The 14,945-nt window shown below is 67.5% G+C and carries 13 protein-coding genes; all 13 read left to right on the top strand.

Features of this window, described 5'->3' with window-relative positions:
- Positions 1 to 38: 38 nt before the first annotated feature.
- The 13 genes from G6P88_RS08275 to scpB all read left to right on the top strand — a co-directional run bounded on the left by G6P88_RS08275 (position 39) and on the right by scpB (position 14,835).
- The gene (locus G6P88_RS08275) at positions 39 to 995 is read left to right on the top strand and encodes a D-alanine--D-alanine ligase (protein ID WP_165322726.1); all 957 of its coding nucleotides are present in this window, start codon (positions 39 to 41) and stop codon (positions 993 to 995) included.
- The gene (locus tag G6P88_RS08280; protein ID WP_165322727.1) at positions 992 to 1,906 is read left to right on the top strand and encodes a cell division protein FtsQ/DivIB; all 915 of its coding nucleotides are present in this window, start codon (positions 992 to 994) and stop codon (positions 1,904 to 1,906) included. Before G6P88_RS08275 ends, G6P88_RS08280 begins: the two co-directional genes overlap by 4 nt.
- Positions 1,907 to 1,942: 36 nt before the next feature.
- Positions 1,943 to 3,202: a cell division protein FtsA gene (gene ftsA, locus G6P88_RS08285; protein ID WP_165322728.1), complete on the top strand. Its 1,260-nt coding sequence runs from the start codon at positions 1,943 to 1,945 to the stop codon at positions 3,200 to 3,202.
- A 139-nt stretch (positions 3,203 to 3,341) separates the two neighbouring features.
- Positions 3,342 to 4,808, top strand: a complete 1,467-nt coding sequence (gene ftsZ / locus G6P88_RS08290; protein WP_165322729.1) for a cell division protein FtsZ — start codon at positions 3,342 to 3,344, stop codon at positions 4,806 to 4,808.
- A gap of 116 nt (positions 4,809 to 4,924) precedes the next feature.
- Positions 4,925 to 6,343: an SPOR domain-containing protein gene (locus G6P88_RS08295; RefSeq protein WP_165322730.1), complete on the top strand. Its 1,419-nt coding sequence runs from the start codon at positions 4,925 to 4,927 to the stop codon at positions 6,341 to 6,343.
- A 79-nt stretch (positions 6,344 to 6,422) separates the two neighbouring features.
- A complete protein-coding gene (locus tag G6P88_RS08300; RefSeq protein WP_165322731.1) occupies positions 6,423 to 6,665 on the top strand; it encodes a hypothetical protein in 243 nt (80 codons plus the stop codon).
- Positions 6,666 to 6,726: 61 nt separating this feature from the next.
- On the top strand, positions 6,727 to 7,890 hold the full coding sequence (locus G6P88_RS08305; protein ID WP_165322732.1) for a deoxyguanosinetriphosphate triphosphohydrolase: 1,164 nt from the start codon (positions 6,727 to 6,729) through the stop codon (positions 7,888 to 7,890).
- On the top strand, positions 7,890 to 9,725 hold the full coding sequence (locus tag G6P88_RS08310; RefSeq protein WP_165322733.1) for a M20/M25/M40 family metallo-hydrolase: 1,836 nt from the start codon (positions 7,890 to 7,892) through the stop codon (positions 9,723 to 9,725). The genes G6P88_RS08305 and G6P88_RS08310 overlap by 1 nt, the downstream gene beginning before the upstream one ends.
- Before the next feature lie 57 nt (positions 9,726 to 9,782).
- Positions 9,783 to 11,513: an arginine--tRNA ligase gene (gene argS, locus G6P88_RS08315; protein WP_165322734.1), complete on the top strand. Its 1,731-nt coding sequence runs from the start codon at positions 9,783 to 9,785 to the stop codon at positions 11,511 to 11,513.
- Positions 11,514 to 12,323 carry an SPOR domain-containing protein gene (locus G6P88_RS08320; RefSeq protein WP_165322735.1) on the top strand — a complete coding sequence of 270 codons (810 nt, stop codon included), beginning with the start codon at positions 11,514 to 11,516 and terminating at the stop codon, positions 12,321 to 12,323.
- A 70-nt stretch (positions 12,324 to 12,393) separates the two neighbouring features.
- Positions 12,394 to 13,407 carry a beta-N-acetylhexosaminidase gene (nagZ, locus tag G6P88_RS08325; RefSeq protein WP_165325035.1) on the top strand — a complete coding sequence of 338 codons (1,014 nt, stop codon included), beginning with the start codon at positions 12,394 to 12,396 and terminating at the stop codon, positions 13,405 to 13,407.
- Positions 13,408 to 13,468: 61 nt separating this feature from the next.
- On the top strand, positions 13,469 to 14,239 hold the full coding sequence (locus G6P88_RS08330; protein ID WP_165322736.1) for a segregation and condensation protein A: 771 nt from the start codon (positions 13,469 to 13,471) through the stop codon (positions 14,237 to 14,239).
- Positions 14,236 to 14,835 carry an SMC-Scp complex subunit ScpB gene (gene scpB, locus G6P88_RS08335; RefSeq protein ID WP_165322737.1) on the top strand — a complete coding sequence of 200 codons (600 nt, stop codon included), beginning with the start codon at positions 14,236 to 14,238 and terminating at the stop codon, positions 14,833 to 14,835. The genes G6P88_RS08330 and scpB overlap by 4 nt, the downstream gene beginning before the upstream one ends.
- Positions 14,836 to 14,945: the final 110 nt, after the last annotated feature.

Below are 14,945 nucleotides of genomic sequence, written 5' to 3' on the forward strand. Positions count from 1 at the left end.
AGCGGCGAGCCCCTTTCCGTTCGGGGGAGGAACGGACTGTGACACATGCGCCTCTCCACATCGCCGTTCTTATGGGCGGCTGGTCGTCCGAGCGGGAAGTGTCGCTGACCTCGGGCAACGGCGTCGCCGATGCGCTCGAAAGCCTTGGTCACAAGGTGACGCGGATCGACATGGACCGCGACGTCGCCGCGCGGCTTGCGGCGGCGATGCCCGATGTGGTGTTCAACGCGCTGCACGGCACGCCCGGCGAAGATGGTACCATCCAGGGCCTGATGGACCTGATGGGGCTGACCTACACCCATTCGGGGCTCACCACCTCGGTGATCGCCATCGACAAGGAACTGACCAAGCAGCAGCTGGTCCCCGCCGGCATCCGCATGCCCGAGGGGCGGATCGTCGAGAGCGCCAGCCTGTACGAGGGCGACCCCCTGCCCCGTCCCTATGTCCTGAAGCCGGTCAACGAGGGCTCGTCGGTCGGTGTCGCCATCGTAAAAGAGGGTGACAATCACGGCTCGCCGATTCATCGTGACTCGCATGGCCCCTGGCAAAGCTTCAAGACACTGCTCGCAGAGCCCTTCATCCGGGGGCGCGAATTGACCGTGGCCGTGCTCGGCGATCGCGCGCTGTGCGTCACCGAGCTGGTCCCGACCAGCGGCTTCTACGATTATGAGGCCAAGTACACCGACGGCCTGACGACTCATGTCTGTCCTGCCGACATCCCGCAGGCCATCGCCGACGAAGCCATGCGCATGGCGCTCGACGCACACCGCGTGCTGGGATGCCGCGGCACGTCACGCTCCGATTTCCGCTGGGACGACGAACAGGGCGTCGAGGGGCTCTACCTGCTCGAGGTCAACACCCAGCCGGGTATGACCCCGCTTAGCCTCGTTCCCGAACAGGCGAAACACACCGGCATGACCTATGCCAATCTCGTCCAGGCGATCGTCGACGAAGCTCTCGCGGACAGGCAATCCAAGGAAGGATCGAAGGGATGAAGGCCGCGCGCGCGCGTTCCGCCGACCGCCGACCGCGCGCCAGCGCGCCGGCCCGTCGCGCGCCCACGCGCCGCACCGCCTCGACCCTCGACAAGGCGGTCGATCAGCTGCCGATTTCGCGCGATGCCCTGCGCAGGACCGGCAATTGGGCGCTGGGCCTTGCCGTGACCGGTGGCGTGATCGCCGGGCTGATCGCCATGGGCCTGCCCCAGATGATCGGCCTGATGATCGCCGACGGCATCGGCAGCGCGGGGTTCAAGGTCCGTAACGTCGAAATACTGAACCGCCGCCAGGTCGACAGCGCGGTGGTGTACGACATCGCGATGCGCCAGCAGGCCCGCCCGATGCCGCTCGTCGACCTCGACGGAACGCGCGCCGAACTGATGAAGCTCGGCTGGATTTCCGACGCGCGGGTATCGCGGCGGCTGCCCGACACGCTGGTGGTCGACATCGTCGAACGCGTGCCGACCGCGATCTGGCAATATCAGCACCGCCTTGCCCTGATCGACAAGGACGGGGTCGTGATCGGTCCGGTGGATGATCGCGCCATGCCCGACCTCCCCGTCGTCGTCGGCCCCGGCGCGAACCGCAGGGCCAGCCAGCTGTCGGCGCTCATGGCGAACGCGCCGTCGTTGAAGCCACTGGTCACCGCAGCCAGCTGGCAGGGCGACCGGCGCTGGGACATCATCTTTCAGTCGGGCGAGAAGCTGATGCTGCCCGAAGGCGATGCGGAAGCGGCCAAGGCACTGGTCTTCTTCGCACAGGAAGATCGCCGCGCCGGGCTTCTGGGCAAAGGGCTGGTGTCGATCGATATGCGCGATCCCAGCCGGATGGTGGCGCGCGTCTCGCGCGAGCCGGGCAGCCGCATCGAGCCGCCGGCGGCTCAGCTCAACCCGAAGTCGACGACATGAGGGCGGGCGATGGCAATTTGGGGAAAGGGAGCAGCGATGGCGCAGCCGCGCAATGAAGGTCTGATCACGGCGATCGACATCGGATCGTCGAAGGTCTCCGCCCTGATCGCGCGCCCGGACGAGGCCGGCGAACTGGAAGTGCTCGGCAGCGGCCAGCGCGAGAGCCGGGGCGTCCGTCGTGGCTATATCGCCGACATGGAGGCGACCGAAGCTGCGATCCGCGAAGCGGTCGAGCAGGCGGAGACGATCGCCCGGACCAATATCGACCATGTGTGGGTCAGTTTCTCTGCCGGCGGCCTCGTCAGCGACGTGGCGCAGGTCGAGGTCGATCTCGGCGGCGTCCAGATCGAGCAGCCCGACATCGACGAACTGCTCCGCCAGGGGCGACAGTCGCTCAACCCGCAGGGTCGCATGGTGCTGCATGCACAGCCGACGCTGTACACGCTCGACGGGCTCAACGGCGTGAAGAACCCGCTCGGCCTGCATGCCGACAAGCTGGGTGTCGAAATCCATGTCATCGCCGCGGAGCCGTCGCCGGTACGCAACCTCGCGCTGTGCGTCCGTTCGGCACATCTTGGCGTGAAATCGATCGTCGCTTCGCCGATCGCGACGGGCGCCTCCTGCCTGACCGAGGAAGATCGGGAGATGGGCATAGCGCTGGTCGAGATGGGCGCCGGGGTCACCAATGTTTCGCTCTTCGCGGGCGGCCTGCTCGTCGGCCTCACCTCGCTGCCGATGGGCTGCGCCGACATCACGGACGACATCGCCTCCGCCTTCAACATCCGCCGCGCCCAGGCCGAACGGCTGAAATGCGTCCATGGCTCGGCACAGAACAGCCCCCGCGACAATCATGAGATGCTCGAGATCGGGTCGCCCGAGGAAGCCGCCGACGGCATCGATCCGCCGCGCATCAGCCGTGCGCAGCTGATCCAAGTCATCCGCCTGCGCCTCGACCACTGGATGGATGCGGTTGCCAAGGCGCTGTCGGACCTCGGCTATGTCGGCCCGGTCGGACGCCAGGTCGTGCTGACCGGCGGCGGCGCCGAACTGCGCGGCATCGCCGACTATGCGCAGGGCGTGTTGGGCCGCAGCGTGCGGATCGGCCGGCCGCGCACGCTGACGGGCCTTCCCGACGCCCATAGCGGCCCCGCCTTCGCGACGCTGGTCGGGTTGGCGCAGGTGGCCGCTGCCAATCCTGCCGAACTCCGCCCGTTCGTCGCCGAGCAGACCGTCCACCGGCCCCAACCGATGGGCCTGGTCGGCAAGCTTATGGCGGCGATCAAGAGTGGCTATTGATGCAGGGCACCGCCACGACAGCTCGGTTAACCCCGAAAATTGTGGATAGGACAACTTTTCGCGTGATTCGCTGAATCGCGTCTGGCAAGATTCGGCCCATCCGGTGCTTCGGCGGGCAGGGCCGCAAGGGAGAATATCTATGACGATCGAGTTCATGCGTCCGCAAGTCGACGAGCTGAAACCCCGTATCAGCGTAATTGGCGTCGGCGGTGCGGGCGGGAACGCGGTCGCGAACATGATCCAGGCCGACGTCCAGGGCGTCGACTTCATCGTCACGAATACCGATGCCCAGGCGCTCAACGCTTCCCCTGCCGAGCGCCGCATCCAGCTTGGACTCAAGATCACCCAGGGTCTGGGTGCGGGCAGCCGTCCCGAAATCGGACGGGCCGCTGCCGAAGAGACGCTCGAACAGGTCGAAAAGGCGCTCGAAGGTTCGCACATGTGCTTCATCGCCGCCGGCATGGGTGGCGGCACCGGAACCGGCGCCGCCCCGGTCATCGCCAAGGCTGCCCGTGACCGTGGCATCCTGACCGTCGGCGTCGTCACCAAGCCGTTCAGCTTCGAAGGCAACCGCCGCATGCGTTCGGCCGAGGCCGGCATCGAGGAGCTGCAGAAGCATGTCGATACGCTGATCGTCATTCCGAACCAGAATCTGTTCCTGATCGCCAACCCGAACACGACCTTCAAGGAAGCGTTCCAGATGGCCGATCAGGTCCTGCAGCAGGGCGTGCGCGGCATCACCGATCTCATGGTCATGCCCGGCCTGATCAACCTCGACTTCGCCGATGTCCGCTCGGTGATGAGCGAGATGGGCAAGGCGATGATGGGCACCGGCGAAGCGACCGGCGACAACCGCGCGATCGAGGCAGCGGAAAAGGCGATCGCCAACCCGCTGCTCGACGGCGTCAGCCTGAACGGCGCCAAGGGCGTGATCGTGTCGATCACCGGCGGCGACGATATGCGCCTGCTCGAGGTCGACGAGGCCGCGAACCACATCCGCCAGCTGGTCGACCAGGACGCGAACATCATCTGGGGTTCGGCCTTCAACAACGAGCTCGAGGGCCGCATCCGCGTCTCGGTCGTGGCGACCGGCATCGAAGTCGACGCCGCAACGATGCCGGAGCCGTCGAAGAGCTTCAGCTTCCCGCCGCGTACGCCTGCGCGTGAGGAGAAGTCGGTGGTGGTCCCGCAGGCAGCGAGCCCGGCGCCCGCCCCTGCGCCGGTGGCAGCACCGGAGCCCGCTCCCGCGCCCGTCCAGCAGGCCCCGGTCGCTCCTGCGGCTCCGGCAGAAGAGAAGCTCGTTCTCGAAGCCCCCGAAGGCCCGGCGGAGACGCTGGAACTGACCAGCCTGTTCAACGACGAATTGCTGCTTCAGCCCGAGGCAACCGTTCCTGCTCCCGCCGCCGAGGCGCGCGAGGAAGAGGATGGTGCGCGGCGCTGGGCGGCCGAGCCGGAACCGGCCCGACGCCCCTCCTCGACCGGTGCGACCTTGTTCGAACGCATGTCGAACATTGCGCGCGGCGCGGCGAAGGCGCAGGTGGAAGGCGATGAGCCGGCCGGCAACGGGACGGTTCCCCGCTTCCTCAACCGCCAGAGCAACCAGTAAACGACTGATGGATCGGGCGTTCGCGGTCAGCTGCCGCGAACGCCGGTCGGTCCGGCGACAATGTCTGGAATCGTCTTGCGGTCCGCCGCATTGCTGTGGTTAAGCATGGCGGCATCATGATAAAGTTATATCATATCCTTGGGGGTTGGTCGCTGCTGACGGCGATCGTGGCGCCCGTACAGGTCGGCGCCCAGTCGCTCGACGATACATCGGAAGAAGCCGTCGTCGTGGATCCCGTCGCGGCCGCTCGCGATGCCATGGCGCGGGGCGATCCCGCCGAAGCGCTGGCGCGATACCTCCGCGTGCTCGCCCGCGATCCCGGTGATCTCGAAGCCCTGACGGGTGCCGGCTCCGCCGCGCTCGCGGTCGGCGATGCCGATGCGGCCATCAACTTCTTCGTACGGGCCGAGAAGATCTCGCCGCGCGATGGGCGGGTGAAGGCTGGCCTCGGTTCCGCCCTCATACAGAAGGAACAGCCCCGTGCCGCGCTGCGGCTGTTCGACAATGCGATCGACCTCGGCATTCCGCCGGTCGACGTCGCGCTGGACCGCGGGCTTGCTTATGACCTGCGCGGCGACAACCGCAAGGCGCAGGCCGATTATGCGCTGGTGATGCGCACGAAGCAGGACCCGGAGGCGATACGCCGTCTTGCCCTGTCGTTCGCAATGAGCGGCGACAAGGCCAATGCGCTGACCATCCTCGACCCCCTGCTGCGCAAGAAGGACATCGCTGCCTGGCGCGCACGCGCCTTCGTGCTGGCGATGACGGGCGACACGGTCGGCGCGGAAGCGGCGGCGAACGCCGTGCTGCCGCGCTTCCAGGCCGATGCGCTGAAGCCCTTTCTCGCCCGCCTCGCGTCGCTGAAACCGGCGGAAAAGGCCGCCGCGGTGCATTTCGGACATTTCCCGGAAGACAAGGTGCCGATGCAGCTTGCCGAGGCACGCCCGGCACCATCCTCGAAGGAGCTTCCCGCAGCCGCGTCCCCGGCACCATCGACTTCGTCCCCCGCCCAGCGCCCGCAGTTCGATCGCAGCGGCCGGCTGGTGAGCCGGTCCGAGACGAGTCAGCGGACAGCCGCAGCTGCCACACCGCCAGCATCGGACAGTGCATCCACGCCGTCACCGGCGGTCGCGGCCGAACAGAAGGCAGCCGACCAGCGTAGCCTGGCCGAGGATCGCCGCGCCGCGCAGAAGCGTGCCGCCGCCGAGAAGGCGGAAGCCGAGAAGAAGGCGAAGGCACGCGAGGAAGCGAAGACGAAGAAGTCCAATCCGGAACGCTATTGGGTGCAGATCGCGAGCGGTGCCTACAAACCCGACCTCGACAAGGAATGGGACAAGCAAAAGAAGGCGCACGGCAAGCTGCTCGCGGGCCGGTCGCCGTGGACAGCGCCCTACAAGGCCACCAACCGCCTGCTGATCGGCCCCTTCGCGAGCAAGGGCGCCGCCCAGGATTATGTCAACACGGCACGCGCCGGGGGGCTGAGCTGCTTTCCCGTCACCACGCCGGCGGGCCAGAAAGTTGATCGGATCGACTGACCCGGCTCGGCCGGTGCAACAGCCATGTCATAAAAGGGTAACGGGGCGGCCGCATTAGCGACTCATCATCGGAGTCGTCATGCTGCTGCGCCCTATTCTTCTATCGTCCCTGCTGCTCATCGCCGCCCCTGCCCTGGCCGTGACGACGCCGGTCGATCCGACGGCCCGGTCGCAGGCAGCCGCTGCCGAACGCCTGTACCCCGAGATGGAGATCGAGGGCGAAGGCTGGCGTGGGCTGCTGCCCATCATGCTGATGAACGCCGATCTCTCCAGCCTGCCGCAGACGGCCGGGACCGAAATCCGCTCCGACTCCGAGCGCTGATTCGCTCCCGCGGGCAAGTCGGGAGTCGACTTGTCTGGCCCGCTCGGCCATCAGGGCCAACATGCCAGATCTCGCGCCTTATGCTTCCGACCCAGGCCGCAGCCGGGGCCGCTTCCACAGCCATGGCGATGGCGAAACCCGCGGTCCGCGCGATGTCTTTCAGCGAGATCGCGACCGGATCATCCACTCGATCAGCTTCCGCCGATTGCGCCACAAGACGCAGGTCTTCGTCGCCCCCGATGGCGACCATTTTCGTGTCCGCCTGACCCACAGTCTGGAGGTCGCGCAGATCGGGCGCACCATCGCCCGCGCATTGGGGCTGAACGAGGATCTGACCGAGGCGCTCTGTCTGGGCCATGATATCGGCCACCCGCCCTTCGGTCACGCCGGCGAGGACGCGCTGAAGGCCGCCATGGCCGACGTCGGCGGATTCGATCACAACGCGCACACACTGCGCATCTTCACACGCCTCGACTCTCCCTATCCATCGCATGACGGACTGAACCTCAGCTGGGAGACACTCGAAGGCCTGGCCAAACATAACGGCCCGATCCGCGAGCGGACCTGGGCGATGGCCGAGGTCGACGACCAGTGGTCGCTCGATCTCGACAGCTGGGCCGGGCCCGAAGCGCAGGTGGCGGCGCTCGCCGACGACATCGCCTATGACAATCACGATATCGACGACGGCGTCCGCGCGGGTTTGCTGACGCTCGACCAGGTGCTCGATGACCCGCTGGTCCGGAGCAACTGGGACCGCGTCCGCCAGCGCTATTCGGACGTCCCGGAATCGCGCCTGCTGGGCGAGCTGGTGCGCGAGCAGATCGGCTGCATGGTCAACGACCTGTTGGCCGAAAGCCGCCGCCGGCTGGAGGAAGCCGCTCCCCGCTCGGTCGAGGACGTGCGTGCCGCCGGACGGGCATTGATCGGTTTCTCCGACGAGATGGCGGCACGGGAGAAGGCGCTCACCCGTTTCATGTACGCCAATCTCTACCATCACCCGCAACAGTTGGAGATCGCGGCGCGGATGGCGGGCGTCGTATCGGGTCTCGCCAATGCCTACCGCCACGATCCGGCACTGCTCCCCGACAACTGGCGCGCCTCGCTGCCGGCGGAGGAGCCAGCGCGAACGCGCCATATCGGCGACTTCATCGCGGGCATGACCGACCGCTATGCACTGACCCGCTATGCCGAGCATGTCGGGCCGATCTCGCTCGAGGGTTTCTGATGGCCCGGTCGGTCGCTCTGTTCGCCGCGCTCGCCGGCGCGTTGCTCTGGGCCTGGATGGCCATTACCCCACCCGCCGCACGCGGGCTGGAAGCACATGCCACAGTCTTCTCCGCAGCGCGGGCGATGCGCGACGTCTCAGCAATCGGCCGCGTCCCGCATCCCACGGGTTCGGCGGAAAATGAGCGGGCCTCGGCCTATCTGCTGATGCGGATGCACGCGATGGGGGCCGTCATCGACGTTCAGCAGATGCCCCTCGGCGCCGCTTCCCTGCGCCGGCTGGGCAAGTGGAGCGGCCGGACCGAGCGCGGGGTCGTCGCCCGCAACCTGATCGGCATCTTTCCCGGTCGCGACCGCAGCCTGCCACCGCTGCTGCTGATGGCGCATCATGACAGCGTATGGGGTTCGCCAGGTGCTGCGGACGATGCGATGGGCGTGGCAGCGGCCCTGGAAGTCGCCCGAGCGATTGGCGAGCGGGGCGCCCCCGAGCGCGATCTCGTCCTGCTCTTCACCGATGGAGAGGAGCTGGGCCTCGACGGTGCGGAATATTTCTTCGCCCGGAACCCGCTGGCCCGTCGGATCGGCGCCATCATCAACATGGAGGCGCGCGGCGCGGGCGGACGCGCCAACATGTTCGAGACCGGCCCGGCCAATGGCGCGATGATGCGGCTCTATGCAGGGCATGTCCGACGCCCCGCAACCAATTCGCTGTCGGTCCTCGTCTATAACAACATGCCCAACTACACCGACTATACGGTCGCGAAGCGCATGGGCATTCCCGGCTATAATCTTGCCGTTCTCGACCGCGGCTATGCCTATCATTCGCCAGCGGCGCTGCCGGATGTCGTCGACCCGGGCTCTCTGCAGGACATGGGCGATCAGGCGCTCGCACTGTCCTCTGCGCTGCTCTACGCCCGCGATCTGCCGCCGCGCGCGGCGGATGCGAGCTTCTCGGATCTCATGGGTCGCGCGACGATCGTCTATCCTGCGGCCGGCGGCTGGCTGATCCTGCTCGGCTCCGCCCTGCTGATCGGTTTCGCCCTGTGGCGCGAGAGACCGGATCGGGCCGCAATCGGGCGCGGCATCCTGATTACGCTGACCATCCTGCTTCACGCATCCTTGCTTTTGCTGGCTTTCAACGCCCTGTCGGGCAGTGGCGGCGCCAATTATTACGACCGGCTGGCGGCGCTGCCCCGGCTGGAGGCCATGGCTGCGGCGACGCTGGCCGCGCTACTCTGTCTGTTGCCGCTGGTCCGCCGGACGGACCCGCACCCGATAGCCCTCGCGCCGGGAATGATCCTGATGTGGGCCGGCCTGCTGAGCGGAGGCCCGATCGCGATCGTGCCGGTCGCGCTGCTCGCCATGGCGTCGGCCTGGTTTCTTCCCGAGGATCGTGCCGCCCGGGCAGAGGGTGCGCTGCTGCTCCTGCTCGCAGCCGGCATTCTGGTCCAGGCGACGCTGCCGACAGCGGCCCCGATCCTCCATTGGCCGCTGCTCCTCGCGGCAATCGCGCTGGCCGCGCGGGCGTGGCTCGGCGAACGGGCCGCGCTTCCGGCCATGGGCCTGTGCGCCGCGATCGCGATCGGGCATCTCCTCGCGCAGGCGCATTTCCTGTTCCTCGGCATCGGTGCGGAGTTGTCGGTCGTGCTGGTCGTGCCGCTGTTCGCCGCGCTGCCGGTGCTGCTGATGCTCTGGCCCAGCAGGGCCACGCGGCTTGGCGCGGGCGTTTTGCTGGGCGCCGCGCTCGTTCTGGCTTTGTGGGTGCGCTTCGACCCGCTGGCGCACACCATCCCGACCTACAGCCTCGCCGAGGGAGGCAAGAAAACTAAGGACTGACCTTTGGGCGACGATCCGCTAAGGCGACGCTCCAACTTATCGCCAGCGGAATTGAAATTGACCACGCTCTACGCCAGCTTCGCCGACCGGATCGGCACCATTCTCGACGACCTCCAGGCGACCGGCGACCTGCCGGCCGGTCTCGATCGACGGAATGTCACGGTCGAGCCGCCGCGCGATCCGAGCCATGGCGACCTCGCGACCAACGCCGCGATGGTGCTGGCGAAGCCCGCCGGCAAGAATCCCCGCGCGCTCGCAGACCTGATCGTCCCGCGCCTGTCCGCGCTGCCGGAGATCGCCAGCGCCGAAGTCGCCGGACCGGGCTTCATCAATGTCCGCCTGACCGACGCACGGCTGCGCGAGGAACTGGCCGAGATCCTGACATCCGGCACCGATTATGGCCGCTCGACCCTCGGCAACGGCAAGCGCGTCAATGTCGAATATGTCTCGGCCAATCCGACCGGCCCGATGCATATGGGGCATTGCCGGGGCGCCGTCGTCGGCGACGCACTGGCCGCGCTGCTCGAATTTGCAGGGCATGACGTCGTCCGCGAATATTATGTCAACGACGCGGGCGCGCAGGTGCAGACGCTCGCCCGCTCGGCGCATCTGCGCTATCGCGAGGCGCTGGGCGAGAGCATCGAGATTCCCGAGGGCTTCTATCCGGGCGACTATCTGATCCCGATCGGCCAGGCGCTCGCCGCCGAGTTCGGCGACCGCTATGTCGGCCAGCCCGAGAGCGAGTGGCTCGACCTGTTCCGCGAGAAGACCGTCGCGGCGATGATGGACATGATCCGTGACGACCTCGCCTTGCTCGGTATCCGGCACGACGTCTTCGCATCCGAAGCCGCCGTGCAGAAGGCGGGCAAGGTCGACGTGGCGCTCGACCGGCTGCGCGCCGAGGGGCTGGTCTATGAAGGCACGCTCGAACCGCCCAAGGGCGAGCTTCCCGACGACTGGGAGCCGACCGAGATGACGCTGTTCAAGGCGACCGCCTTCGGCGACGACAGCGACCGTCCTGTGCGTAAGTCCGATGGCGGACTGACCTATTTCGGCACCGACCTCGCCTATCACGCCCAGAAGGCCGAGGACGCCGACGTCCTGATCGACATCTGGGGCGCCGACCATGCCGGCACGGTGAAGCGGATCAAGGCGGCCGTCCAGGCGCTGACCGGCGGCAGGACCGCGTTCGACGTCAAGCTGGTCCAGATGGTTCGGCTTCTGCGCGGCGGCGAACCCGTGAAGATGTCGAAGCGCTCGGGCAGCTTCGTGACCCTCGCCGACGTGGTGCGCGAAGTCGGCAAGGATGTGGTCCGCTTCACCATGCTAACCCGCAAGGCCGATGCTCAGATGGACTTCGACTTCGCCAAGGTGGTCGAGGCGTCGAAGGACAATCCGGTCTTCTACGTCCAATACGCCCATGCGCGCGGTCGCTCGCTGCATCGCCGGGCCGCCGAGGCGGGGATCGACCTGACCCCGGCAGCCGATCTTGGCCTTCTGGACGCGGAAGAGCTGGCACTGGTCAAGCTCGCCGCGCAGTTCCCGCGCATCGTCGAGAGCGCGGCCCAGGCGCACGAGCCGCATCGTATCGCCTTCTACCTCTATGACCTGGCGGCGATGTTCCATGCGCTCTGGAACCGGGGCAATGACGACCCGGCCCGTCGCTTCCTGCTCACCGACAGGCCCGAAATCACCCGCGCGCGGCTGGCGCTCAGCGATGCGATCGGGCAGATTATCCGCAACGGCCTCGCCGTCATGGGCGTCTCGGCCGCCGAGGAGATGCAGTAGATGGCGGATTATTCGCGCGACAGGCTTGGTCCGCAGGACGAGGATCGCCTGCCGTGGCTCGAGCCGGTCGAAGAGGAATATGACGAGCCGGGCGGTCTCACCACCCCGAAGCTGATCATCTGGCTGGTTGCGGCGCTGGCCGTCGCCGGTCTGGTCGTCGGCGGCTTCTTCTGGCTGCGGCAGCGCGACGCTTCGACGGCAGGCGACGGCTCGCTGATCCAGGCGCCCGACAGCTATTACAAGGAACGCCCCGGCAACGAGAGCGCGCCCGAAGATGGCGACGAGATCGTCTATAGCGCCAGCAAGGGCAATGAGGTCGAAAGCGTGATCGACATCAGCGGCGCGGCCGAGACCCCGGTCAATGTCGACCGCCCGCAGCCGGCACCCGCTGCCCCGACGATGGCCGCGCCGACGCAGCCGGCCCTGGTCGCAGCGGTCGCCAAGCCGACCGCGCCTGCGCCCAAGCCAGCGGTGCGCGCCGGATCCTCGGTGGACGAGACGGTGGTCAAGCAGGCCGCCAAGCCGGTCGCGAAGCCCAAGCCGGCGCCCGTCGCCGCGCCTGCGGCACCATCGGAGCCGACCAGCGGATCGACCGTGCAGCTTGGCGCCTTCTCGAGCCAGGCCAAGGCCAATGCCGCCTGGAAGACCCTCTCCGGGCGCTTCTCCTTCCTCTCGGGCCTGACCCAGTCGGTCGTGCCCGTGCAGTCGGGTGAAAAGACGCTTTACCGCCTGCGCGCCAGCGGCGGCAATGGTGCGGACATCTGCAAGCGCCTGCGCGTTGCCGGGGAAAGCTGCTCGATCATAGGATGACGATGCCCGGCGGTGGAGGCTTCGACGCTCTCCGGCGCCGGCCGCCATAACGAATGGACTGACGATGGCGATGACGCCCCTGTTTCTCGGCCTGGCCGGAACCACCCTCAGCGAAGCCGAACGCCGCTTCTTCGGCGAATTGGACCCGGCCGGCTTCATCCTGTTCAAGCGCAATGTCGAGGATCGGGAGCAGCTCCGCGCGCTGACCGACTCGCTTCGTGCGCTGTCCGGCCGAGCCGATCTGCCGATATTGATCGATCAGGAAGGCGGGCGCGTCGCACGCATGCAGCCCCCGCATTGGCCGGCCTATCCCAAGGCGGAGCTGTTCGACCGCCTCTACGATATCGCGCCAATGACGGCGATCGAGGCCGCGCGCCACAATGCCCAGGCCATCGCCACGATGCTGGCCGAGGTCGGCATCAACGTCGACTGCCTGCCCCTGCTAGACGTGCGGCAGCCGGGCGCACACGACATCATCGGCGACCGCGCGCTGGGCGCAGAGCCGCTGCGCGTGGCGGCGATGGGCCGCGCGGTGATCGAGGGCTTGCGCGCCGGCGGCGCGGTCGGCGTGGTCAAGCACGTCCCCGGTCACGGGCGGGCCATGGCCGACAGCCATGTCGAGCTTCCGGTCGTCGAGGCCGACGCAGAGGCGCTCGAAACCGATCTCGCGCCGTTCATCAAGCTGGCCGATGCGCCGATGGCGATGACCGCCCATGTCGTCTATCCGGCCTGGGATCCGGAGCAGTGCGCGAGCCTTTCGGCCAGAATCATCGGCGATATCATCCGCGGACGTATCGGCTTTGACGGGCTTCTCATGTCCGACGATCTGGGCATGCATGCGCTGACCGGGGATTTCGGCAGCCGCGCCGCATCGGTGCTGGCGGCGGGGTGCGACATCGCTCTCCACTGTTCGGGCGACATGGCCGAAATGGAAGCGATCGCGGGCGCGGTCGGCGCGATCGGCGACCCGGCGCGAGCGAGGCTCGACCGAGCCATGGCGACGGTCAGGGACATCACCAGCCGGGCGAGCGTCGAGGACCTGATGGCGAAGCGCGACGCGCTGCTGGCCGTCCTTCCCGCCTGACCGCACGGGACACCCGGGACAATTGTTTCCTTGGCGGCCAAATCCTGATTAACTCGCCCCGATGGGGGACGACGACGACAATCTTGATCTGCCGCTGGCCGACGGCCGGCCTGACGAGGTGCTGACGCTCGACCTCGAAGGCTGGGAAGGACCGCTCGACCTTCTGCTGAGTCTCGCGCGGGCTCAGAAGGTCGATCTCGCGAAGATCTCGATCCTGGCGCTGACCGAGCAATATCTGTCCTTCATCGACAATGCCAAGGCGCTGAAGCTGGAGGTCGCGGCCGACTATCTCGTGATGGCCGCCTGGCTGGCCTATCTCAAATCCTGCCTGCTCCTGCCCAAAGATCCGGAAGTCGAGCCCAGCCCTGAGGAACTGGCGCTGAGGCTGCAATTGCGGCTCCAGCGTCTGCAAGCCATGCGCGAGGCAGGTGCGCGGCTGATGGCCCGCGACCGGCTGGGCCGCGACGTGTTCGTTCGCGGCGCACCCGAGGGCCTGAAGGTCGTCCGGAAGGCCGCCTGGGATGCCAGCATCTACGACCTTATTTCGGCCTATGGCGCCGTTCGCGCGCGCGCCGAGCCGCCGGTGCACATCGTTCAGCGCCGACCGGTGATGACCCTCGAACAGGCGATCGAACGGGTGTCGCGCATGATCGGCGCGCTGATCGACTGGACCAGCCTCGAAGCCTTCATCCCGGTCGAAGCCCGGGGAGACTATCGGCGCTCCGCGCTCGCCTCCAGCTTCCTAGCAGCGCTCGAACTTGCCAAGCAGGGGCGGTTGTCGCTGGCGCAGGAGGCGCCCTTCGCACCGCTTCTCGTCCGGAGCGCATCATGATCGAGGAGCCTGACGACCTGCTCCGCGCCCTCGAAGCAGCCCTGTTCGCGGCGGAAGCGCCGATGAGTCCGTCCGAACTCATGGCGGTGATCGGGGCCGAAGCGCTCGGCGATGCCCTCCCCCGCCTCGCGCGCCTATACGCGGGGCGCGGCATAGAGCTCGTGGAACGCGGCGGGCGCTGGCACTTCCAGACGGCGGCCGACCTGGCGCACATATTGCGGCGGACGCGCGAGGAGCCGCGCAAGCTGAGCCGCGCCGGAATAGAAACGCTCGCGATCATCGCCTATCATGAACCGGTGAGCCGCGCCGAGATCGAGGCGATCCGCGGCGTGCAGATATCCAAGGGCACCATCGACGTGCTGCTCGAAGCCGGGTGGATCCGGCCCGCCGGCCGGCGCGAGACGCCGGGACGGCCGTTGCTCTACGCCACCACTCCGGCCTTCCTGACTCATTTCGGACTGCAGAGCCGGCGCGACCTGCCCGGTATCGCCGACCTCAAGGCGGCGGGCCTGCTCGATCCGGTCGATCTTGCCTTCGAACAGCTGCAGATGGAGACCGCAGGGCCGGAGAAAGAGGACGAAGGCGACGCCGACTAGCGATAAGTGCCGGCGACGATGTCACCAGCCTGTCGCAAATCTGTACCAAGGGAACCTCCTCCGCCGGCCCACCCGCCAATACGCAGCCTGCGCCATTGCGATTGGTAGGG

Source organism: Rhizorhabdus phycosphaerae, assembly GCF_011044255.1.
Lineage (GTDB): Bacteria > Pseudomonadota > Alphaproteobacteria > Sphingomonadales > Sphingomonadaceae > Rhizorhabdus > Rhizorhabdus phycosphaerae.

Bases quoted from the DNA above. Each gene is read 5' to 3' on its own strand.
- G6P88_RS08280 (WP_165322727.1), top strand. From the start codon at position 992: ATGAAGGCCGCGCGCGCGCGTTCCGCCGACCGCCGACCGCGCGCCAGC.
- ftsA (WP_165322728.1), top strand. From the start codon at position 1,943: ATGGCGCAGCCGCGCAATGAAGGTCTGATCACGGCGATCGACATCGGA.
- ftsZ (WP_165322729.1), top strand. From the start codon at position 3,342: ATGACGATCGAGTTCATGCGTCCGCAAGTCGACGAGCTGAAACCCCGT.
- G6P88_RS08295 (WP_165322730.1), top strand. From the start codon at position 4,925: ATGATAAAGTTATATCATATCCTTGGGGGTTGGTCGCTGCTGACGGCG.
- G6P88_RS08300 (WP_165322731.1), top strand. From the start codon at position 6,423: ATGCTGCTGCGCCCTATTCTTCTATCGTCCCTGCTGCTCATCGCCGCC.
- G6P88_RS08305 (WP_165322732.1), top strand. From the start codon at position 6,727: ATGCCAGATCTCGCGCCTTATGCTTCCGACCCAGGCCGCAGCCGGGGC.
- G6P88_RS08310 (WP_165322733.1), top strand. From the start codon at position 7,890: ATGGCCCGGTCGGTCGCTCTGTTCGCCGCGCTCGCCGGCGCGTTGCTC.
- G6P88_RS08320 (WP_165322735.1), top strand. From the start codon at position 11,514: ATGGCGGATTATTCGCGCGACAGGCTTGGTCCGCAGGACGAGGATCGC.
- nagZ (WP_165325035.1), top strand. From the start codon at position 12,394: ATGACGCCCCTGTTTCTCGGCCTGGCCGGAACCACCCTCAGCGAAGCC.
- G6P88_RS08330 (WP_165322736.1), top strand. From the start codon at position 13,469: ATGGGGGACGACGACGACAATCTTGATCTGCCGCTGGCCGACGGCCGG.
- scpB (WP_165322737.1), top strand. From the start codon at position 14,236: ATGATCGAGGAGCCTGACGACCTGCTCCGCGCCCTCGAAGCAGCCCTG.